The organism is Faecalibacterium sp. OF04-11AC (assembly GCF_003460645.1).
Classification (GTDB): Bacteria; Bacillota; Clostridia; order Oscillospirales; family Ruminococcaceae; genus Faecalibacterium; species Faecalibacterium prausnitzii_I.
The window spans coordinates 1-19,045 of the sequence record NZ_QTVP01000005.1 but is presented as its reverse complement, the minus strand read 5'-3'; the positions used below and the strand labels follow the sequence as shown (position 1 = coordinate 19,045).

The following is a 19,045-nucleotide window of genomic DNA, read 5'->3' as shown; positions in this document are numbered from 1 at the left end:
ATTCACTTAAAAGGAGATTCTATGCCTGAGATTCGTATTGCCGCCCTGGATCTGGACGGCACCCTGCTGAGCCGTGAGAACACCGTTACCCCCGCCACCCGGCAGGCCATTGCAGAGGCCGCGGCCCGGGGCGTTGTGGTGCTGCCCGCCACAGGCCGTGCCCTGGCCAACCTGCCGCCGCTGGTGGCCCAACTGCCCGGTGTCCGCTATGCCATCACCTCCAACGGGGCTGCCGTCTGGGACCTGGGTACCGACCCGCTGGCGGCGGTGTACAGCCGCTATTCTGATGCTGCGGTCCGCCGGACCTGTGAGCCCGCCTGCCTTGTCCGGCGGCTCTTCCCGGTGGAAAAGGCCCGGGAGGTGTTTGCCCTGTATCAGGAGTTTGAGGGCTCCCTGAGCGTGTTCAGCGATGGCCGGGTCATCCGGGACCACCTGGCCCAGGAGCGGATGGGAGAGCGTCAGCGCAGACTGCTGAGCCTTTCCACGGAGGCAAAGCAGCCCAACGACGGCCGGTTCCACATCGTGCGGGACACGGCGGAGTGGATGAGCCGCCACGCCCATGAGATCGAGAAATTCTGCATGTTCTTTGAGAACGCGGAAGCGGCCGAGGCGGCCCTGCCGCGGTTCTATGCGCTGGAAGGCGTGGAAGTGGTGCAGGGCTCCCCGGACAACATTGAGGTCACGGCCAAAGGAGTGGACAAGGGCAGCGCCCTGCTGGCCCTGGCCGACCGGCTGGGCATCCCCCATGAATGCACATTGGCCGTGGGCGACAGCGACAATGACCGCGCCATGCTGGAAAAGGCAGGCGTGGCCGCTGTGATGGCCAATGGGATGGAGCATGTGAAACAGCTGGCGGACCTGGTCAGCGAAAACGACTGTGACCATGACGGCGTGGCCGAGATCTTTGCCCGGCTTTCGGTCTGAACAGCGTCCGAAAATGCAAAAATAACAGCAAGTTCCCCGCCGGAGAGCACCAGGACAGGAGCTCTTCGGCATTTTTGTGCAATGTATACAAGGTCTTATGCAAAACATTGTGCTTGTTGAGCATTACCAAACGCCCCGCCGTCGTTTATACTAATAATACGAACGTATGGTGGGGCGAAGTGTGCCTGTGAGGCCTGCGCCCCATTCCCAGAGAGTTAAAATAAAAGGAGAAATGCGTTATGAATCCCATCGTAGAAAAGGTCTATCAGATCGGCATTATCCCTGTTATCGCCTTTAACAGCGTGGACGAGGCCCTGCCCCTGTGCAAGGCTCTGGCCGAGGGCGGTCTGCCCGCAGCCGAGGTCACTTTCCGCACGGCTTGTGCTGAGGAGTGCATCCGCAAGATCCACGAGGAGATGCCCGAGATGCTGCTGGGCGCCGGCACGGTCCTGACCTGTGAGCAGGCTGACCGCGCTATGGCTGCTGGCGCTTCTTTCATCGTTGCTCCCGGCTTTGACCCCGAGGTCTGCAAGCACGTCATCAGCAAGGGCGGCATCATGATGCCCGGCACCTGCTCCGCAGGCGAGATGCAGCAGGCAATGAACCTGGGCTGCGAGGCTCTGAAGTTCTTCCCCGCTGAGGCAAACGGCGGCGTGGGCATGCTGAAGAACATCGGCGCTGCCCTCAAGGGCGCGCGCTGGATGTGCACCGGCGGTGTCAATGCCAAGAACGTCAACGACTACCTGGGCTATGACCAGATCTTCGCTGTGGGTGGCACCTGGATGTGCAAGAGCGATGTCATCAAGGCTGGCGACTGGGCTAAGATCACCGCGCAGAGCAAGGAAGCCGTTGACACCATGCTGGGCCTGAAGCTGCACCATGTCGGCGTCAACACCGGCAACGAGGAAGAGGCCATGAAGATCGCCAACCTCATCGGCAGCCTGCTGAACATGAAGGTCGCCCCGGGCAACTCCAGCATCTTCGTGGGCAACAAGGAGTTCGAGATCATGAAGAAGCCGGGCCGCGGCACCAACGGCCACATCGCCATCGGCTGCAACAATGTGGACCGCGCCATCTATCACCTGACCCAGCGCGGCGCCAAGTTCGATCTGGACAGCAAGGTCGTCAAGAATGGCAAGACCATTGCCTGCTACTTTGCAGACGAGATCGGCGGCTTCGCATTCCACCTCGTTCAGGCCTGAGTTTAAATTTGTCACGTCCTGCCGCCCTGGGAGCGCCCTGCGGCGGGTCATATAAAACACCCTCAAATTAAAAGGAGATACTACAATGAAAGTTGTTACTTTTGGCGAGCTGATGGTCCGTCTGCAGCCGTTCAACTACGAGCGTTTCGTTCAGGCTAACAGCCTGGAGTTCACCTTTGGCGGCGGCGAGGCCAACGTTGCTGTTTCTCTGGCTAACTACGGCCTGGATGCAGCTTTCGTCACCAAGCTCCCCGCACACGCGATCGGCCAGGCAGCCATCAACAGCCTGCGCCGCTATGGCGTTGACACCAGCATGATCGTCCGTGGCGGCGACCGCGTTGGCATCTACTACAACGAGAAGGGCGCTTCTCAGCGCGGTTCCGTCTGCATCTATGACCGTGCCAACAGCGCCATCCAGCTGGCTCAGCCCGCTGACTTCAACTGGGACAAGATCTTTGAGGGTGTGGATTGGTTCCACTTCACCGGCATTACCCCGGCTCTGGGCGCAAATGTCGTTGAGATCTGCCTGGAGGCCTGCAAGGCTGCTAAGGCTCGCGGCGTGAAGATCAGCTGCGACCTGAACTACCGCGGCAAGCTGTGGACCCGCGACCAGGCTCGTGAGGCCATGACCAAGCTGTGCGAGTACGTTGACGTCTGCATCTCCAACGAGGAGGACGCAAAGGACGTCTTCGGCATCGAGGCTGAGGCTACCGACATCTACGGCGGCAAGCTGAACGCTGAGGGCTACAAGAGCGTTGCAAAGCAGCTGGCTGACAAGTTCCACTTCGAGAAGGTCGCGATCACCCTGCGTGAGAGCCACAACGCTTCCGAGAACGGCTGGAGCGCAATGCTGTACGATGTTGCTTCCAACGAGTACTGCTTCTCCAAGAAGTACGAGCTGAAGATCATCGACCGCGTTGGCGGCGGTGACTCTTTCGGCGGCGGCCTGATCTACGCTCTGCTGACCGGCAAGAGCACCCAGGATGCTGTTGAGTTCGCTGTGGCTGCTTCCGCTCTGAAGCACTCCATCGAGGGTGACTACAACATGATGACCGTTTCTGAAGTCGAGAAGCTGGCCGGCGGCGACGGTTCCGGCCGTATCCAGCGCTAAGAAACTGGGAAAGGGAGGGCCTCCTCATGGATATCCGCTACTCCTGCAACCAGAAGGACTTCAAGCGCTACACCACCGAGGAAATGCGGGATGAGATGCTCATCACCGGCCTGTACAAGGCCGATGAGGTCGTGGCCGTTTACAGCCATGTGGACCGGATGGTCACGCTGGGCTGTATGCCGGTGCACGAGACCGTGTCCATCGACAAGGGCATTGACGTCTGGGCCAACTTTGGCACCCATTATTTCCTCGAGCGCCGCGAGATCGGCATGTTCAACATTGGCAAGGACTCCACGGGCATCGTGGTGGCCGACGGTGTGAAGTACGAGCTGGGCTACAAGGACTGCCTCTACATCACCAAGGGCACCAAGGAAGTCACCTTTGCTTCCGCGGACCCCGAGCACCCCGCCAAGTTCTACATGGTGTCCGCTCCGGCACATTGCTCTTACGAGACCCGCCTCATCAAGATGGCCGATGCGAACCATCGTCCTCTGGGCAGTGTCGAGACCTGCAATAAGCGCACCATCAATCAGTTCATCCACCCGGATGTGCTGAAGACCTGCCAGCTGAGCATGGGTATGACCGAGCTGGAGCCGGGTTCCAACTGGAACACGATGCCCAGCCACACCCATGAGCGCCGGATGGAGATCTACACCTACTTTGAACTGCCCGAGGGACAGGTCGTGTTCCACATGTGCGGCGAGCCTACCCAGACCCGCCACATCGTGATGCACAACGAAGATGCTGTCATCAGCCCTCCTGGAGCATCCACAGCGGTGTGGGCACCTCCAACTACACGTTCATCTGGGCAATGGGCGGCGAGAACATGGAGTTTGACGACATGGACAACATCGCTACCACCGACCTGCGCTAAAAGCACCTTTTAAGGCCCTGTACCAAGGAAAGCTCGGTACGGGGCTTTTTTCAAAAACGACCTGTAAACACGAAAGGAGAACTTGAACATGGATCTTTCTGCATTTGATCTGAAAGGCAAAGTTGCCCTCATCACCGGCGGTGCCCACGGCATCGGCTTCTCCATCGCGGTGGGCATGGCCTCCTGCGGCGCGACTGTCTGCTTCAACTGCTCCAACGAGGGCAGCCTGGAAAAAGGCCTGGCCGCGTACAAAGAGGCTGGCGTGGACGCCCACGGCTATGTGGCTGACGTGACCGATGAGGCCGCTGTGAACGCCATGGTGGCCAAGATCAAGGAAGAGGTCGGCCCTGTGGACATCCTGGTCAACAATGCCGGCCTGATGAAGCGGGTGCCCATGATCGAGATGAGCCACACCGATTTCCTGCGGGTCATCGATGTCCACGTCGGCGGCGCGTTCAACTGCTCCAAGGCGGTGCTGCCGGATATGATCGCAAAGCGCGAGGGCAAGATCATCAACATCTGCTCCATGATGAGCGAGCTGGGCCGTGAGACGGTCTCCGCCTACGCTGCCGCCAAGGGTGCCCTGAAGATGCTCACCAAGAACATCGCTTCGGAGTACGGCGAGTACAACATCCAGTGCAACGGCATGGGCCCCGGCTACATTGCGACCGCCCAGACCGCTCCCCTGCGTGAGATCCAGCCCGATGGCAGCCGCCACCCGTTCGATACGTTCATCTGCGCCAAGACCCCCGCAGGCCGCTGGGGCGACCCGGAGGACATGGTGGGCCCCTGCGTCTTCCTGGCCTCCCATGCTTCTGACTTCGTCAATGGCCAGATCCTCTACGCCGACGGCGGCATCCTGGCTTACATCGGCAAGCAGCCCAAGTAAAAATATCAAAATAACAAAACAGAGAGCAAAAGCCCTGCGGGATTCCGCGGGGCTTTTGCTCTCTGTCCCGGTGTTATCAAAAAAGGGGCCGCTGCGTTACCACAGCGGCCCCTTTCTGGCTGAGAATCAGGTGGGATGACACTCCCCACATCTCCTGACAATGGGCGACGGCTGCCTGTTCCGTCCTCTGGTTCTCACTTTTCTTTATCGGAGTGGCGAGACTCGAACTCGCGGCCTCCTGCTCCCAAATATGCCCAAAATCGGATTGAATGGTTGCAAATCGTCTTATTTTATGTTGAATCACCGTCATATTTATTCAAAGCGATTCTCTTTGATTTTGTTTCATTTTGGATGAATAACGCACAAATAACGCACAAAACAGCAGTGCGATAAAGCGGACAGAGGTATTATACAGCGGCTTTTGCCCGCTCTTTTTATGCCCGGCTCTTTTCGCGGATGTTGTCAAAAACAATTTCCATTGCGTCCGACGCTGCCGCGTCTGCTGTGCGGATGAACCCCGCGTAAATATCCGTGGTGGTGGAGGTCTGAGCGTGGCCCAGACGGCCCGAAACCGTTGTGATGGGAACGTGGGCGGCTATCATCAGGCTTGCGTAAGTGTGCCGCAGGCTGTGGAAGTGCACCGCCGGGAGATCATGCGCCCGCAGGAAGTGCGGGAACCATGTTGTCAATCTTTCCAGATCAAAGGGTGTTCCGTCCCAGCTGGTAAACAACAGGTCATTTTGCACCGTCTTTCCGTTCTCCACCTGCACAGTACGCGCCCACATCGACCCAACGCGCAGCCGTTCCGCCTTTTGATAGAGCTGGTATTCTCGCAGCATATCCATACAATTTGCGCCCACCTTGAACGTGCGGTTTGACGCTTTGGTTTTTGGTGCGGTGAAGATAAGCCCCTCATGCGGGATATATTCCACTGTGCGGTTTACGGAGATGGTGGAGGCATTGAAATCAATATCAGACCAGCGCAGGCCGCAAATCTCGCCCCGGCGCATCCCTGTGAACAAGCCAAGCTGCACCATAGCGCTGTACTGTGGCGGAACATCATGCAGCGCAGCCAGCAGCCGCGCGGCGTCGGCCTCTTCCAGATAGGACACTTCAACAGCTTCTCCCTTTGGCGGTTCTGCCCGCTTTACCGGGTTATCCTCCACAATGCCCCATTGCACAGCCTTTGTGAAGACGCTGGACAACATCCGGTGATAGTGCTGCACTGTGTTCCCGTTCAGCTTGCCGCCTTCTTTTGTCTGTTCGGTGAATGCTTTGGAGAAGATCACCCCGGCGGCGCGGGCTACCTTCTCAGCTGAGGCCCGGCTTACCGGCGTTCCGTTGCAAACACAGGTTATTGTGCGCCCACCTACACCCGCAGCCTTTGCGGTATCCTGCCGCTTGCCGCGTGGCAGCTCTTTGAGGAGGGCAGGCGTAGCCAGATATACAGAATCCCGCCGCGCTCCCGCCTCTTCCAAACTGGAATAAAAGGCCATCAGGTGCGAGGGTCTTATCTGGTTTACCCTCATGTGACCCAGCGCCGCAGAGATACGCGGCCTAAGATACCGATATTCTACCCCGGTTTTGGGCTTACACTTTTTGTCGATGTACTCCGAAAACCAGCGGTCTATCAGGTCATCCAGCTTCATATCTGCATCGAGAGCAAGACCGTTATGCACTTCCCGTTCAAACTCATCTGCCCGGCGGCGCACTTCCTTTTCCAGCTTGCGCCCGGTCAAGGTGGGCGGAGGGGTGAAGGTGCGGGACGTTGTGACCTGCTTGCCGTTCCGATCATACCCGGTAGACACCCGGAACAGGTAGGAAGTGGAGCCGTTTTTATTCTTTCGCTTCACGATCTGAGCCATTCTTTAGCGCCTCCTCAATAAGCTTTCTTATCAGATAATCGGCATAGTCCTGAACCTCTTTTTTCAGTAACAAACGCTTTTCGGAGGAAATAGTAACGCTTGCACAGCCTGCTTCAAAATCCAGCTTTTGAAATGTTGCCGTTTCGAGCGCATAATTGACGGCGAGAACTTTTGACGAAAAATCAAAAGCACTCCATTCTGCCTTTTCCTGAGCTTTTCTTACGGTTTCTTCAATTTCTTCTGTGGTCATAAAATCATCTTCACACCATAACCATTCAACGCGAACATCCGCTGCCGTGGCTATGCGTTCCGCGTTGTCCCTTGTAAGATTGTGCTTTCCGGTGACGATACAAGAAAGGTGTTGTTGTGATGTATGGAGAACTTCAAGAGCAAAATCTTTTTGATTTTTTCCGGTGCGGCCTATTGCAATTTTCACCCGCCTGCCGCGCTTCTTTGACAACAATTCATCTGGTTTTTCGGCTGTTTTAGATTTTTTATTCATTTTCGACCACTTTCAGACCAACTATGCAAGCTCGAACTATGTTAATTGCGATAACATTGCAAAAAAGATGCAATTTACAAAATTCACATTTTGTGACACAATAATAGCATAGCACAAAACAAAAATCAACAACAGGAGATGATAAAAATTGACTGAAGCAGAAAAGTTTGTGCCGATACGAAAACTAGCCGAGAGTGGTTTCTTGACAGAGTCGAGGCTGAGAAAAATGCACAAACAGGGAAAGCTTCCCGGCATTTGGTGCGGAAAGAAATTTTTGGTCAATGTTCCGCTTCTGAATGAAGAACTTGACCGAGAAAGCAAAAAGCAGCTAAACGGAGGTGAACGCAATGAGTAATACGGTGCAATATCCGACTATGGCAACGGTGAAGGACGCTGCCGCCAAGTTCGGCATCTCTGAATACTTCTTGCGGAATCTCTGCCGCGCTGGCAAGGTGCGCTTTGTCTGTGTTGGCAACCGCTGGTTGGTCAATTTGGACAGCCTTGCCGCCTACTTCAACGAGGGCGACGACCCGGCGGAACTGGAAAGCCGTCACGGGTAAACCGATATGGGAACAGGTTTCGTAAAGTTCCCGCGTTGGTTGCTGGAAGAACCTTATTTGTCCGGGCTATCAGGAAACGAAAAAATCTTATATTCACTTATTGCAGATCGGTGTGAACTTTCAAAGTCGACCGGAAAATGTGATGAAGACGGAAAGCCGTTTGCTGTTTTTACAATAAAATCTATCATGCTTGCAATCGGGTGTGAGAAGGCAACAGCAATAAAGGCACTCGACAAGCTAGAAGGAATCGGCCTTATTGTGCGGAAGAAGAAGCACCGGCAACCATCAAGTATCTATCTTTCTGAATCTTCTTTAGGTTCAGAAAGTGAACCCAGTAAGGTACAAAAATTGAACCTTTTAGGTTCAGAAAGTGAACCCAACAAGGTACAAAAATTGAACCTTTTAGGTTCAGAAAGTGAACCCAACAAGGTACAAAAATTGAACCCCATCTATACTAATACTAGCTATACTGATACTAGACTTATATCAACTAGACCTGCTGGAACGTCTGATGAAGAAGACGTTGCAAAGCGTGCAGCGGCTCTAATAAACGCCAACAAAGAGAAATGTGCCTCCCGTGGACGTGTGGGGGCTGGACGATTTGGGACTGGCGTTATAAGAAGCCTGTTGGGTGAACAGTATGCCGAGCCTGAAATCTTACGGGCCGCAAAAATATCTCTTGACTGGATGGAACTTGAAGCCAATGTGAAAAAAGTCGCCCGGTGCAGCGAGCACACGAGCGGCCAAGGGGACAGATCACTTGTAAAGCAGGAAGGGAGGGCGAAGCAGTGAACACCACCACAAGACCGCCGGGAGGAGCCGAGGGCGGAGAACAGGAAGCCAGACCATGAACCAAAGACAACGGGCATTTTGTGAAGCCTACCTCAAGTGTGGGAACGCAGCGGAGGCGGCAATAAAAGCCGGGTACAGCCCCAAAAGCGCCCGCAGCATCGGCCAGCGGTTGTTGACATTTGCTGACATTCGGGAATATCTGGCCCAGCGTAACGCTCAGATCATCGCCGAGAACACGGCCACCCTTGAGGAGATATACAGCTTTTGGACGGTCACAATGAGAGATCAGGCATCAAAACCGGCTGACCGCCTGAAAGCCTCCGAACTTCTTTCAAAGGCGCTGATAGTAGAACGTACCCGGAAAGAAAACAGCGATCAGAGCGGTGCAGGGCATGAGTTTGACGGCTGGAGTGATGAGGAGTTGCGCGGCGCTGTTCACCTTATGGAAGACCTGAGCGATGAAGAATTTAACGCCATCATGGACGCGTATAACCGAAAAAAGAGGCGATAATCTGAAGAAAGCAGAATTGAATGCGCTTGCTGTCCGTGCCAGAGACGGCAACGAGGAAACGCTTTTGGACTTATGGAACGCGGTGAAAGGCTTTGTCAAGAAAAAGGCTGTTTACTATGCGAAGAACCACACAGCAGGCATGACGACCGCGGAAGACCTTGTGCAAGCCGGCTTTTTCGCCGTCTATGACACCGTGCAGGCATTCGACGAGACGAGAGAGAAAACTTTCCTGACCCTGCTGAAATACTTCCTGCAAAAGCGCTTTGCAGAAGAAGCAGGGGTGTGCACCAGCCGCCGGGACCGTCCGGCGGACAGCCCCCACAAAACAGGTTCAAGGGATGCAATCCGGCATCTCTGAAGATACACCTCAACCGCAAAGGAGAATAAAAACATGAACGTATTCACCGAAATCAGTACCCGCGAACTGGAAAACACCCTCAAGGGCAAGGCTGTCCGCTACATCGTCAACGATGCAGGGGAAGGGCTGTGCTTATTCTTTGAGGGCTGGACGGACAACACCGGCTCAAACCACGGTGACGCTATCCACATCAGCCCGGTCATTGATGCAGCTGGCAAGCCGCAGCTTGTTGTGCAGTATGTCCCGGAAGAGGAACGGCCCGAAGACAGCGAAACCAGCAACAACGGCGTTGTGGGTGAGTAACCTACTCGCCGCATGACCCACGAAGCCCCCACGGCCTCAGAAACAGAGGCGTGAGGGCTTTTCTTTATGTCTGCATCAACTTTCCCACCGGGCAGTATGTCGCCTGTTCTAGGCGCTTGCCAGACGTTGCGAGAGTATGCACAGGCAAAACAAAAAGGAGGCCGCAGCGTTACGACCTCCATACTGTACCCGCCCGGCGGGTCATTCGTCTTCCCATTCATCGACCCGCCGACCATGCGCCCACGCCTCGCGGGCCTGATTTAAGCTCATGTGGTTGGCACAGTCTTCTTCATCCGGGTTTTCGAGCTGGCAAAGATCATCCTCCCAGTTGCACACCGGGCAAATATCAAAATCCCCGGCATACTCAAACGTGTACTTACCGCAGACCGGGCAGATATAGCTTTCTCCAACTTTCACGATTCTCATACAATGCCGCCTCCTTGCCGGTGGGGTGCGTCTGGCTCACCCCATAGTGATAGCAAAAGGCCGCTGCATCTCTGCAACGGCCTCTTTCTGTTCGAGAATCAGGCGGGGTGACGTTTCCCGCATCTCCTAACAATGGGCGGCAGCTGCCTGTTCTGCCCTCTGGTTCTCTTTGCAAGTCTATTATACCAGAACACGAAAAAATGTCAATTCATGTTGGTTCGTTTAGTATCGTTTCAATGTGCCTTTTTCGATGAAGTTTAGAACGCGGTTCGTGTTCAGGCGGTAGACCGACCGGGCAAAGAGCTGTCCCCGCGCGGAGACCCGGACGGCGACCTTGACAAAGACGCTGTTCACCTGTACTTCCTTGACGTACTCAATGGAGCCGTCCTTTGCATTCAGGGCCACATAGTCCGGCGCGGCCAGAATCAGCGGGATATATTCCCCATAGAGGGCAAAATCCGCCGGGTGGCGGCTAACCATGTGGGCTATATTAGATTCACCGAGTAGAATACTCTGCCCCTCTGTCATGGACAGCCCCAGAAGATCAATTACGCGCTGGCACAGTACGCCTACCTGTTTGGCGTGGTCTGGCATCGTTCAACATCCTTCCCAGCCTTACAGCCCTTTGATACTTTCCAGCAGTGCGGCCCGCCGGGCCTCTGTGTCATCGTCCGGGGCATTCCCGGCGGTGTGGGGTTGTTCCGGCGCGGGGTGTTCTTCCAAATAGGCTTTCACGGCCTGCTGCAAGACCGCATTGGACGTTGTTCCCTGTGCAGCACAAGCGGCCTTGAACTGTTCCGCCGTCTCCCGCTTGACCTTGCAGGCCAGAACGACCATGTTTTCTTTGTCCCATTTGGCACTTGCCTTTTTCTGTGCATCAGAAACCATTGTATTTCCTCCTTTTCTGTAAACAGTATACCATAAAAGCAAAACGGTTTACAGTATAAAATTGACCAGAAACATACGGTAAACCTTATACAATGCGCCAATAGACATATACAGTAAACCGTAGTATACTATAATCACAGCAAGGGAGCACGACCGGAAGGCAAGGGGCGAAGGATGTACCGGGAGCGCAAGAGCAGAACGCCAGCTAAGACAGTAACCCACTCCCGCCGCTGTATATGAAAAATGACCCGGTGACCGCTACCAACGAAACACCGAGCCAAACCCAACAACAGGGTCAAGCCCAGTATAGCAGGGCTGGCCCGCAATGTAAAGCGAGGACAGTATGAAAAAATACAATCTTTCGGAGATCATGCACAAGGCGTGGAAGCTGTACCGGAAAGGCGTTGCCGCCTTTGGCGAGTGCCTGCACCGGGCATGGAACAGCGCAAAGGCCGAACCTATCAACGCCCAGCGCATTGAGAAAGCCCAGCAGGCCGCAGGCGTGGCCGAGCAGGTGAACACATGGGCAGGTTGGAAAGCCGCAGGCTATGAAGTCCTGCACGGCACAAAGGCTTTGTTCCAAGTGGTTCTCATCCACAGCAGCAAGGGCGACGGCCAGACCTACCGAGCATCGTTCTTTGGAGCCTCCCAAGTGAAGCCCCTGAACGCCTGATATTGAACCGCTGACCCGGCGGCGCAGAGAAAGCCCGCCGGGATTTGTTTTGAAGGGAGATTTTCACAATGAACCGAGTAGATGTTGAAAGCGCTGTTATTGCAATGGGAGATGTTGCTGTGTGCATCAAGATGGTGGACGACGCGACCGAGGAGGGGAACGCGGTGCAGCAGGGCCGAGCGGTGCAAGTCCTCATGGACATTTTCAAGGCCAGATATGCCGCTCTTGTGTCCTGTGTTCAGGGCGACCAGAGCGCCGCGCAGGGCAGTTTTTAAGGCAATAACGCACAAATAACGCACAAGCGGGCAATTTTGCCCCTCATATCGAACAAAAAGACCCACGGCAAACGCTGAATTTCAAGCGTTACATCGTGGGTTTTATTCATATCGGAGTGGCGAGACTCGAACTCGCGGCCTCCTGCTCCCAAAGCAGGCGCGCTACCAACTGCGCAACACCCCGGCGGGAATACCACAATAGTATACCTTTTTTTGCGGGGTTCGTCAATCCCGGCGGGGGATTTTTTGTGCGGCCTCAGCCCTTGGTGCCGCAGCCGCCGCAGCCCTCGTTGGCGGAGGGCAGGCTCTGGGCCAGCTGCTCCAGGGTGACGCTGTCGATGTACTGGTTGATGACATCGTCCAGGCCGGACCAGAAAGGCAGGGTGAAGCACTGCTCGGACATGGGGCACTCGTTGGTCTCGCTGCCCAGGCAGGGGATGGGGGCTACACTGCCCTCGATGGCGCGCAGGATCTCCCCGGCGGTGTAATCGGCAGGAGTTTTGGTCAGGCGGTAGCCGCCCTGGCTGCCACGCTCGCTCTTGACAAGGCCCATCCGGGCCAGCGGGGTGACGATCTGCTCCAGATATTTCAGGCTCAGGTTCTGACGCTCGCTGATCTCTTTCAGGGAAACGGTGGTGCCGGGGGCGTAGCGTGCCAGCTCGGCCATCAGACGCAGGGCATAACGACTTTTGGTGGAAAATTTCATAAGTGCTCTCTCCTTGGTTGTCTTAGCCTAGTATAACACGAGGGTTTGGATTTGAAAAGCGAAAAGCACGTTTTCTCTTGTACAAACAAAAAATGTCTGTTATCATATAATAGAGGAAGTATGACATTAAGGAGATGAAACAATGATCGAGAAGATCGATGCCGGCACGGCCATCCGCCTGCTGGATGCGGGCAAGGCGGTGGCGGTGGACGTCCGGGAGCCGGACGAGTACGCGGTGGGACACATCCCGGGAGCAAAGCTGCTCCCGCTGGGCGAGGTCAACAGCCGGGCGGCTGAGGTGCTGCTGGAGAAAGAAGCGACCTGGCTGGTCTACTGCCGCACGGGCCGCCGCAGCGCGGAGGCGGTGCAGAAGCTGGACGCGCTGGGCTACAGCAACCTGTATGATCTGGGCGGCATCCTGAGCTGGCCCTATGAGATCGAGGGAGACTTTGAAGGACACTTTTAAATCAGAAAAATAAAAAGAAACGAGGTCGGGCAACATGGCATTCAAGGCAAAAGCGTTCGCGGCAGCCACTGCGGCTGCCGCTACCAGCAGGACTACCGTCCCACTCTGGGCAGGGACGGCAAAAAAGAGTCCGGCACGCTGGAGGTCATCAAGTTCTACTATGATGGTGCCATCCGGATGGAGCAGCACTGCTACGGTGAGGCCGCAACATTCGTCTTTGGCGTGTGGGCGTCCGGAATGGACCCGGACGGTACCCTCCACTGGAACCTGCCCGACCGCCGCAAGAGCTACTACGATGAGGACTATCTGCCCCAAAAGCTGGACCGGGTGGATGAGGCAGGCAACCTCTATTTTGACGGCTCGCCGTTCCCGTGGAAGCTGGCGGACGATTTTGCCGAGGATCCGCGCTGGGGCTACCCCCGCTGGAAAGTGGTGCTGGGCAAGCTGCTGGGTAAAGGCAAAGCCGAATAAAACGGCACGCCGCGGCCCACACTTTTTGCACAGACCGGCAAAATTGGGCCGGAAATGCCGCAATTTTTGCAATTCATATTGACACGGTGGGAATACTAGGGTATAAATATAGTGTCGCTCTGTGTGCATGTGGCTGGCAGCCGCGGCAGGAGAGTGTCAAAAGAGAGTATCCCGGGCGTTTGGCCCGGATTTTATCCGACGAAAGGATGGGTTTCAAATGGAAAATAAAACCTCCGGCGGCGTGCAGCCGTCTGAAAAGGTCGTCTATCTCGACAATGCCGCCACGACTGCCTGCGCACCCGAGGTGCTGGCTGTCATGGTCGAGGCCCTGAGCGGTGCCTGCGGTAACCCCAGCAGCCACTACAGCGTGGGCTACGAGGCCAAGGAGTTTGTGGACACCGGCCGCGCGCAGGTGGCCAAGGCCATCAATGCTTCCCCGGCGGAGATCTTCTTCACCGGCTGCGGCTCTGAGGCTGACAACTGGGCGGTCAAGGGCACTGCCTTTACCAAGGCACGCCAGAACAAGAAGCACCTCATCACCAGTGCGTTTGAGCACCACGCCATCATGCACAGCATGGCTTCTCTGGAGCGCCTGGGCTTTGAAGTCACCTATATCAAGCCCACCTCGGAGGGCTATATCCGCCCGGAGGACGTGGAGGCTGCCATCCGCCCCGATACCGCCCTCGTCAGCATCATGATGGCCAACAACGAGATCGGCACCATCCAGCCCATTCAGGAAATCGCTGAGGTCGCTCACAAGCATGGCGTCTGGATGCACACCGACGCGGTCCAGGCTGTGGGTGCCATCCCGGTGGACGTCAAGGAGCTGGGCGTGGATATGCTGTCCATGAGCGCTCACAAGTTCAACGGCCCCAAGGGCATGGGCGCTCTGTACTGCCGCAAGGGCATCTGGCCCCAGAACCTCATCGACGGCGGCAGCCAGGAAGCCCGCCACCGCGCAGGCACTGAGAATGTGGCTGGCATCGCCGGCATGGGCAAGGCCCTGGAGATGGCTACGGCCAACCTCGACGCCCGGATGGCCCACGAGCAGGAGCTGCGCGATTACGTCATTGACCGTGTGCTCAAGAACATCCCCGAGGCCCGCCTGAACGGCGGCCGCGCCCCCCGCCTGCCCGGCAATGTCAACATCAGTTTCCCGGGCCTGGAGGGTGAGACCATCCTGCTGGATCTGGATATGCACAACATCTGCGCTTCCACTGGCTCCGCCTGCAACTCGGACAGCCTCGACCCGAGCCACGTCCTGCTGAGCATCGGTGTGCCGGAAGAGATCGGCCACGGCTCCATGCGGTTTACGTTTGGCCCGCAGAACACGATGGAAGAAGCAAAATATCTGTGCGACGTGCTGGAGGAGGTCATCCCCCGCCGCCGCGCGATGAGCTGCATGTGGTTACAGGGCCAGAACACGGCCCGTCAGTTCAGCCTGAAGGGAGAACAGTAAAAATGGCAAGTATGTATAGTGCAAAGGTCATGGAGCATTTCGCAAATCCGCACAATGTCGGCGAGCTGCCCGACGCCAACGGCGTGGGTGAAGTGGGCAACCCCAAGTGCGGCGACATCATGCGCATGTACCTGAAAATTGAGAATAATGTCATCGTGGACGTCAAGTTCCTGACGTTTGGCTGCGGCGCTGCCATCGCAACCAGCAGCATGGCGACCGACCTGATCAAGGGCAAGACCGTGGATGAGGCCCTGAAGCTGACCAACAAGGCCGTTGTCGAGGCTCTGGAAGGTCTGCCTCCCATCAAGGTCCACTGCTCTGTTCTGGCGGAGCAGGCGGTCAAGGCCGCCCTGTCCGACTACTATCGTCGTCAGGGCATCGATCCGGAACCCATCGTGGGCAAGATCGAAGAGGATTGTGACCACTGTGAGAGCTGCGGCGGCTGATCTCTGACTTTATAACATACAACGCCCTGCGGGCTGTTCACAACACTGTGAAGCCCGCAGGCGTTTTTGCTGATTCCTTTCTATCAGATTAGAGTGCCAAGCTGTCCAGCACGGCGTTGACCACGTCCAGCGGCACCTGGCCGGGGGCGCTGGCCGTGCCGGGGTTGGCAAAGGTCATGGCGGAGCCAAAGGCCTCGCCGCACAGGCGGCTCACCCCGCCCAAGGCCCCCATGCTCATGGTGATGACGGGCGTTTCCGGGTGCAGGTCGGTCATCTCAGCGGTGGCGGCCAGCAGTTCCAACACATCGGTGCGGCTGCGGGGCATAACGGCCAGTTTGGGCAGGTCAGCTCCGGCCTGCTGCATGGCGGTCATCCGGCGGATAAGCTCCTCTTTGGGCGGCGTCTTCTCAAAATCGTGGCTGGAGCAGACGACGGCTATCCCGGCGGCGTGGGCCTGCGCAATGAGGGCGGGCAGTGCCTCTCGGTTCGGGAAGAACTCAATGTCCAGCAGGTCGGCACAGCCAGAAGCGCAGACCGTCGTGCAGAATGTCGCGTATTCTTCTTGGGCCAACGGCTTTTTGCCGCCCTCAGCCTGGGTGCGGAATGTGACCAGCAACAGCTTTTCGCCCAGGGCAGTCCGGAGCCCATGCAGGCAATGCGCCAGAGCATTCACATCGGAAACGGCGTCGAACCAGTCGGCCCGCCATTCCACACAATCCGCTTTCAATGTGGAAAATGCGGCGGCCTTTTCCAAAATCGCCGATTCGGTGCGCTCGACAATGGGGATGATGACTTTGGGGCGGCCAGTGCCGATGCAGCAGCCGCGCAATGTAAGATTCGGCATTTTGATCTACCTCCATGCTCATGATAAATGGAATATGCGGCCCTTGTCAAGCCTGACGAGGCAAAAAGCGGAAATGCGGATTCTTTTTGGTCAAAATAGCTCTTGTGGAAATCGGAAAAATTCAGTACAATGGACGCAGAAAAAGGCAGTGTGGCCCGATGAGGGCTGCACTGCCTTTTGCGTTTGGATCGAATTGAATCGGGGGAAGTATTGATGAAAGAGGAAACTAAGATGAGAACGACAGCCCAGGTGCTGGTAGACTGTCTGGAAGCCGAGGGAGTCGATGTGATCTTCGGCATCCCGGGCGAGGAGACACTGGACCTGATGTTCGCCATCCGGGACAGCAAAATTCGTTTTATTCCGGTGCGTCATGAGCAGGGCGCGGCCTTTATGGCGGATGTCTATGGCCGTCTGACCGGGCGAGCCGGTGTCTGCCTGTCCACGCTGGGCCCCGGTGCCACTAACCTGGTCACGGGCGTGGCAGATGCTTATTTGGATGGTGCGCCGCTGGTGGCCATCACGGGGCAGGTGGGCACCGACCGGATGCAGCTGACCAGCCACCAGTATCTGGATTTGACCGCCATGTTTGAGCCCATCACCAAGCGTTCCAAACAGATCATCCGTCCGGACACGGTAGGCGAGATCGTCCGGCTGGCGTTCAAGCACGCCGAAAAAGGCAAGCCGGGTGCCACCCACATCGACCTGCCCCAGAACATTGCCAAGATGCCCGCCGATGCAGTGCCCCTCAAGCGCCAGCAGGTGCATGACCTCTATGCGGACCCGACCCATATCGCGGCGGCAGGCAAGATCATCAGTGAAGCTGAAAATCCGGTCATTCTGGTGGGCACTGGCGCGGTGCGCGCCCATGCGGCGGCCGCCATCACCGAAATGGCCGACCGCTTGCACATCCCGGTGGTCAACACCATGATGGCCAAGGGTGTTGTTCCCAAGGACGATCGGTACAGCCTGTGGACCATCGGCATCCCCCAGAAAGACTATGTCAACCAGGTGTTCGACCGGGCGGATGTGGTCATTGCCATCGGCTATGATATTGTGGAGTGCGCTCCGGCCAAGTGGGGTGCCCGTCCGGATATGACGATTGTCCACATCGACAACGCCCCGGCGGATGTCAACAAGCGGTATCAGCCTGCTGTGGAAGTGGTAGGCGATATCTCTGAGAGCGTGTACGAGATCCTCCGCTGTGCTCGCCGCGGCACCGAGCCGGAGTTCGCACTGGAGCTGCGCCGTACCATGGAAGCGGAGCACGAGCCATGGCCAACGACGACAGCTGTCCCATGAAGCCTGCCCGCATCCTTGCCGATGTGCGCAAGGTCATGGGCCGCAGCGATATTCTTGTTAGTGATGTGGGTGCCCACAAAATGTGGATCGCCCGCCACTACGACTGCTATGAGCCCAACACCTGTCTGATCTCCAACGGCTTTGCCAGCATGGGCTTCTCCATCCCGGGTGCCTTTGCCGCAAAGCTCCTCTACCCGGATAAAAAGGTGCTGGCGGTCTGCGGTGACGGCGGCTTTATGATGAACAGTCAGGAGCTGGAAACGGCCGTCCGGGAGAAAGTGCCGTTTGTGACCCTCATCTGGGAGGACTCCAGCTATGGTCTCATCAAATGGAAAGAACAGGAACAGTTTGGCGGCGAGCACTGCTATGTGGACTTCACGAACCCCGATTTCAAGATGTTGGCAGAGGCCATGCACTGCAAGGGCTACCGTGTGGAGAAAGCAGAAGACCTGATTCCGACGCTGGAAGAAGCGTTCCGGCAGGATGTGCCCAGTGTCATTGTGGTGCCTGTGGACTACAGTGAGAATATGAAGTTGTCGGAACACCTGAAAGAGGTCTACACCAAGAAACAGTAAATAAGGGAATATAGAGCGGAAAACCAGTCCTCCGGCCTGTGTTGCACGGGCAGAGGGCTGGTTCTCTTTTCATAAAAAGAAGAGTTGAAAAGAAATATGAAAAAAGCAGCAGAAAAGTGTTGACAAAGGTGCGGGTGTGTGGTATTATACTTGAGCGCCAAGTGCTGAGGCAAAAGAATGACTTCCAAAGCCTCAGCGAGAAGCCCTTGAAAAGAACCAATAGACGTTAAGAAATCCCAAAGAGATTTGAGAGATTTTGAAACATCCAAGTTCAGAACGTTCAAAAGCTTCTAAAAAAGAGCTTGACAAAAAATCACTTCTGTGGTAAAATAATCAAGTCGTCAGCCGGTCGGCTGAGGCGCTGACAGGACCTTGAAAATTGAACAATATCGAAAAACTTGTAACGGAACCTATTGAGTGTTGGAAAAACACTTTAAACAATTCCAAACAAAGTAATTCACACAGGACGCAAGCGATTGCGTGCTGAGCGAACAAGATTTAAGCACTTTAAAGTGATTAAATATCATTTATAAAGAGTTTGATCCTGGCTCAGGACGAACGCTGGCGGCGCGCCTAACACATGCAAGTCGAACGAGAGAGAGGGAGCTTGCTTCCTTGATCGAGTG

Annotated in this window: 23 protein-coding genes, 1 tRNA gene, 1 rRNA gene and 2 pseudogenes; 19 read left to right on the top strand and 8 right to left on the bottom strand. The window is 56.1% G+C overall.

Annotated features, from left to right (window positions below; genetic code table 11):
* Positions 1-21: 21 nt before the first annotated feature.
* From DXA70_RS03660 to DXA70_RS03640, 5 genes and pseudogenes are all read left to right on the top strand, one after another.
* Positions 22-924, top strand: a complete 903-nt coding sequence (locus tag DXA70_RS03660) for an HAD-IIB family hydrolase (RefSeq protein ID WP_128117654.1) — start codon at positions 22-24, stop codon at positions 922-924.
* Between the two features lie 239 nt (positions 925-1,163).
* Entirely contained in the window at positions 1,164-2,126 is a 963-nt protein-coding gene (eda, locus tag DXA70_RS03655) for a bifunctional 4-hydroxy-2-oxoglutarate aldolase/2-dehydro-3-deoxy-phosphogluconate aldolase (protein ID WP_128117653.1), read from the top strand.
* An 85-nt stretch (positions 2,127-2,211) separates the two neighbouring features.
* Entirely contained in the window at positions 2,212-3,237 is a 1,026-nt protein-coding gene (locus tag DXA70_RS03650) for a sugar kinase (RefSeq protein ID WP_112115437.1), read from the top strand.
* 26 nt (positions 3,238-3,263) lie between these two features.
* A pseudogene (gene kduI / locus DXA70_RS03645) lies at positions 3,264-4,111 on the top strand (5-dehydro-4-deoxy-D-glucuronate isomerase).
* Between the two features lie 88 nt (positions 4,112-4,199).
* Positions 4,200-5,000, top strand: coding sequence for a gluconate 5-dehydrogenase (locus DXA70_RS03640; protein WP_128117652.1), 801 nt, complete (start codon positions 4,200-4,202; stop codon positions 4,998-5,000).
* A 434-nt stretch (positions 5,001-5,434) separates the two neighbouring features.
* Here the strand turns inward: DXA70_RS03640 and DXA70_RS03635 are convergent, their stop codons facing one another.
* Entirely contained in the window at positions 5,435-6,865 is a 1,431-nt protein-coding gene (locus DXA70_RS03635) for a site-specific integrase (RefSeq protein ID WP_128117651.1), read from the bottom strand.
* A complete protein-coding gene (locus DXA70_RS03630) occupies positions 6,837-7,367 on the bottom strand; it encodes a helix-turn-helix transcriptional regulator (protein WP_128117650.1) in 531 nt (176 codons plus the stop codon). The genes DXA70_RS03635 and DXA70_RS03630 overlap by 29 nt, the downstream gene beginning before the upstream one ends.
* Positions 7,368-7,515: 148 nt before the next feature.
* Between DXA70_RS03630 and DXA70_RS03625 the strand changes: the two genes are divergently transcribed.
* The 6 genes from DXA70_RS03625 (at position 7,516) to DXA70_RS03600 (ending at position 9,891) form a co-directional block, all read left to right on the top strand.
* A complete protein-coding gene (locus DXA70_RS03625) occupies positions 7,516-7,722 on the top strand; it encodes a hypothetical protein (RefSeq protein WP_128117649.1) in 207 nt (68 codons plus the stop codon).
* Positions 7,715-7,927 carry a helix-turn-helix domain-containing protein gene (locus tag DXA70_RS03620; protein ID WP_128117648.1) on the top strand — a complete coding sequence of 71 codons (213 nt, stop codon included), beginning with the start codon at positions 7,715-7,717 and terminating at the stop codon, positions 7,925-7,927. The genes DXA70_RS03625 and DXA70_RS03620 overlap by 8 nt, the downstream gene beginning before the upstream one ends.
* A 6-nt stretch (positions 7,928-7,933) precedes the next feature.
* Positions 7,934-8,719 carry a replication initiator protein A gene (locus DXA70_RS03615; protein ID WP_128117647.1) on the top strand — a complete coding sequence of 262 codons (786 nt, stop codon included), beginning with the start codon at positions 7,934-7,936 and terminating at the stop codon, positions 8,717-8,719.
* 55 nt (positions 8,720-8,774) lie between these two features.
* Positions 8,775-9,230 carry a terminase small subunit gene (locus DXA70_RS03610; RefSeq protein ID WP_128117646.1) on the top strand — a complete coding sequence of 152 codons (456 nt, stop codon included), beginning with the start codon at positions 8,775-8,777 and terminating at the stop codon, positions 9,228-9,230.
* Between the two features lie 64 nt (positions 9,231-9,294).
* On the top strand, positions 9,295-9,588 hold the full coding sequence (locus tag DXA70_RS03605) for a sigma factor (protein ID WP_158565129.1): 294 nt from the start codon (positions 9,295-9,297) through the stop codon (positions 9,586-9,588).
* Between the two features lie 33 nt (positions 9,589-9,621).
* Positions 9,622-9,891, top strand: a complete 270-nt coding sequence (locus DXA70_RS03600; protein ID WP_128117644.1) for a hypothetical protein — start codon at positions 9,622-9,624, stop codon at positions 9,889-9,891.
* 201 nt (positions 9,892-10,092) lie between these two features.
* Here DXA70_RS03600 and DXA70_RS03595 read toward each other — a convergent pair whose 3' ends face one another.
* From DXA70_RS03595 to DXA70_RS03585, 3 genes are all read right to left on the bottom strand, one after another.
* Positions 10,093-10,317 (bottom strand): CPCC family cysteine-rich protein, encoded by a 225-nt coding sequence (locus DXA70_RS03595; RefSeq protein WP_097839813.1) that lies wholly within the window; start codon positions 10,315-10,317, stop codon positions 10,093-10,095.
* Between the two features lie 222 nt (positions 10,318-10,539).
* Complete coding sequence (locus DXA70_RS03590) at positions 10,540-10,911, bottom strand: PBECR2 nuclease fold domain-containing protein (RefSeq protein ID WP_128117643.1); 372 nt, start codon at positions 10,909-10,911, stop codon at positions 10,540-10,542.
* 21 nt (positions 10,912-10,932) lie between these two features.
* Positions 10,933-11,205: a plasmid partition protein ParG gene (locus tag DXA70_RS03585; RefSeq protein ID WP_128117642.1), complete on the bottom strand. Its 273-nt coding sequence runs from the start codon at positions 11,203-11,205 to the stop codon at positions 10,933-10,935.
* Positions 11,206-11,548: 343 nt separating this feature from the next.
* On the opposite strand from DXA70_RS03585, the gene DXA70_RS03580 reads away from it, so the two are divergent.
* The gene (locus DXA70_RS03580; RefSeq protein ID WP_128117641.1) at positions 11,549-11,878 is read left to right on the top strand and encodes a hypothetical protein; all 330 of its coding nucleotides are present in this window, start codon (positions 11,549-11,551) and stop codon (positions 11,876-11,878) included.
* Positions 11,879-11,946: 68 nt separating this feature from the next.
* Positions 11,947-12,153, top strand: coding sequence for a hypothetical protein (locus DXA70_RS03575; RefSeq protein WP_097839809.1), 207 nt, complete (start codon positions 11,947-11,949; stop codon positions 12,151-12,153).
* Between the two features lie 111 nt (positions 12,154-12,264).
* Here the strand turns inward: DXA70_RS03575 and DXA70_RS03570 are convergent.
* Both DXA70_RS03570 and DXA70_RS03565 read right to left on the bottom strand, forming a co-directional pair.
* Positions 12,265-12,337 (bottom strand) — tRNA-Pro (locus DXA70_RS03570).
* A 72-nt stretch (positions 12,338-12,409) separates the two neighbouring features.
* Complete coding sequence (locus DXA70_RS03565) at positions 12,410-12,859, bottom strand: Rrf2 family transcriptional regulator (RefSeq protein ID WP_022256158.1); 450 nt, start codon at positions 12,857-12,859, stop codon at positions 12,410-12,412.
* Between the two features lie 142 nt (positions 12,860-13,001).
* On the opposite strand from DXA70_RS03565, the gene DXA70_RS03560 reads away from it, so the two are divergent.
* The 4 genes from DXA70_RS03560 to nifU all read left to right on the top strand — a co-directional run bounded on the left by DXA70_RS03560 (position 13,002) and on the right by nifU (position 15,701).
* Positions 13,002-13,325, top strand: coding sequence for a rhodanese-like domain-containing protein (locus DXA70_RS03560; RefSeq protein WP_128117640.1), 324 nt, complete (start codon positions 13,002-13,004; stop codon positions 13,323-13,325).
* Between the two features lie 177 nt (positions 13,326-13,502).
* Positions 13,503-13,796: a hypothetical protein gene (locus DXA70_RS03555; RefSeq protein ID WP_243001058.1), complete on the top strand. Its 294-nt coding sequence runs from the start codon at positions 13,503-13,505 to the stop codon at positions 13,794-13,796.
* Between the two features lie 241 nt (positions 13,797-14,037).
* The gene (locus DXA70_RS03550) at positions 14,038-15,255 is read left to right on the top strand and encodes a cysteine desulfurase family protein (RefSeq protein ID WP_128117699.1); all 1,218 of its coding nucleotides are present in this window, start codon (positions 14,038-14,040) and stop codon (positions 15,253-15,255) included.
* Between the two features lie 2 nt (positions 15,256-15,257).
* Positions 15,258-15,701: a Fe-S cluster assembly scaffold protein NifU gene (nifU, locus tag DXA70_RS03545; protein WP_022256154.1), complete on the top strand. Its 444-nt coding sequence runs from the start codon at positions 15,258-15,260 to the stop codon at positions 15,699-15,701.
* 88 nt (positions 15,702-15,789) lie between these two features.
* Here nifU and aroD read toward each other — a convergent pair whose 3' ends face one another.
* Positions 15,790-16,545: a type I 3-dehydroquinate dehydratase gene (gene aroD, locus DXA70_RS03540; RefSeq protein WP_128117638.1), complete on the bottom strand. Its 756-nt coding sequence runs from the start codon at positions 16,543-16,545 to the stop codon at positions 15,790-15,792.
* A gap of 213 nt (positions 16,546-16,758) precedes the next feature.
* Here aroD and DXA70_RS03535 point away from each other — a divergent pair.
* Both DXA70_RS03535 and DXA70_RS03530 read left to right on the top strand, forming a co-directional pair.
* A pseudogene (locus DXA70_RS03535) lies at positions 16,759-18,419 on the top strand (acetolactate synthase large subunit).
* 526 nt (positions 18,420-18,945) lie between these two features.
* Positions 18,946-19,045 (top strand): 16S ribosomal RNA (locus DXA70_RS03530); the annotation flags it as partial.

Bases quoted from the DNA above. Each gene is read 5' to 3' on its own strand.
- DXA70_RS03590 (WP_128117643.1), bottom strand. From the start codon at position 10,911: ATGCCAGACCACGCCAAACAGGTAGGCGTACTGTGCCAGCGCGTAATT.
- eda (WP_128117653.1), top strand. From the start codon at position 1,164: ATGAATCCCATCGTAGAAAAGGTCTATCAGATCGGCATTATCCCTGTT.
- DXA70_RS03595 (WP_097839813.1), bottom strand. From the start codon at position 10,317: ATGAGAATCGTGAAAGTTGGAGAAAGCTATATCTGCCCGGTCTGCGGT.
- DXA70_RS03615 (WP_128117647.1), top strand. From the start codon at position 7,934: ATGGGAACAGGTTTCGTAAAGTTCCCGCGTTGGTTGCTGGAAGAACCT.
- DXA70_RS03610 (WP_128117646.1), top strand. From the start codon at position 8,775: ATGAACCAAAGACAACGGGCATTTTGTGAAGCCTACCTCAAGTGTGGG.
- DXA70_RS03565 (WP_022256158.1), bottom strand. From the start codon at position 12,859: ATGAAATTTTCCACCAAAAGTCGTTATGCCCTGCGTCTGATGGCCGAG.
- DXA70_RS03555 (WP_243001058.1), top strand. From the start codon at position 13,503: ATGGAGCAGCACTGCTACGGTGAGGCCGCAACATTCGTCTTTGGCGTG.
- DXA70_RS03580 (WP_128117641.1), top strand. From the start codon at position 11,549: ATGAAAAAATACAATCTTTCGGAGATCATGCACAAGGCGTGGAAGCTG.
- DXA70_RS03660 (WP_128117654.1), top strand. From the start codon at position 22: ATGCCTGAGATTCGTATTGCCGCCCTGGATCTGGACGGCACCCTGCTG.
- DXA70_RS03640 (WP_128117652.1), top strand. From the start codon at position 4,200: ATGGATCTTTCTGCATTTGATCTGAAAGGCAAAGTTGCCCTCATCACC.
- DXA70_RS03575 (WP_097839809.1), top strand. From the start codon at position 11,947: ATGAACCGAGTAGATGTTGAAAGCGCTGTTATTGCAATGGGAGATGTT.
- DXA70_RS03600 (WP_128117644.1), top strand. From the start codon at position 9,622: ATGAACGTATTCACCGAAATCAGTACCCGCGAACTGGAAAACACCCTC.
- DXA70_RS03630 (WP_128117650.1), bottom strand. From the start codon at position 7,367: ATGAATAAAAAATCTAAAACAGCCGAAAAACCAGATGAATTGTTGTCA.
- DXA70_RS03650 (WP_112115437.1), top strand. From the start codon at position 2,212: ATGAAAGTTGTTACTTTTGGCGAGCTGATGGTCCGTCTGCAGCCGTTC.
- DXA70_RS03620 (WP_128117648.1), top strand. From the start codon at position 7,715: ATGAGTAATACGGTGCAATATCCGACTATGGCAACGGTGAAGGACGCT.
- DXA70_RS03560 (WP_128117640.1), top strand. From the start codon at position 13,002: ATGATCGAGAAGATCGATGCCGGCACGGCCATCCGCCTGCTGGATGCG.
- DXA70_RS03585 (WP_128117642.1), bottom strand. From the start codon at position 11,205: ATGGTTTCTGATGCACAGAAAAAGGCAAGTGCCAAATGGGACAAAGAA.
- nifU (WP_022256154.1), top strand. From the start codon at position 15,258: ATGGCAAGTATGTATAGTGCAAAGGTCATGGAGCATTTCGCAAATCCG.
- aroD (WP_128117638.1), bottom strand. From the start codon at position 16,545: ATGCCGAATCTTACATTGCGCGGCTGCTGCATCGGCACTGGCCGCCCC.
- DXA70_RS03635 (WP_128117651.1), bottom strand. From the start codon at position 6,865: ATGGCTCAGATCGTGAAGCGAAAGAATAAAAACGGCTCCACTTCCTAC.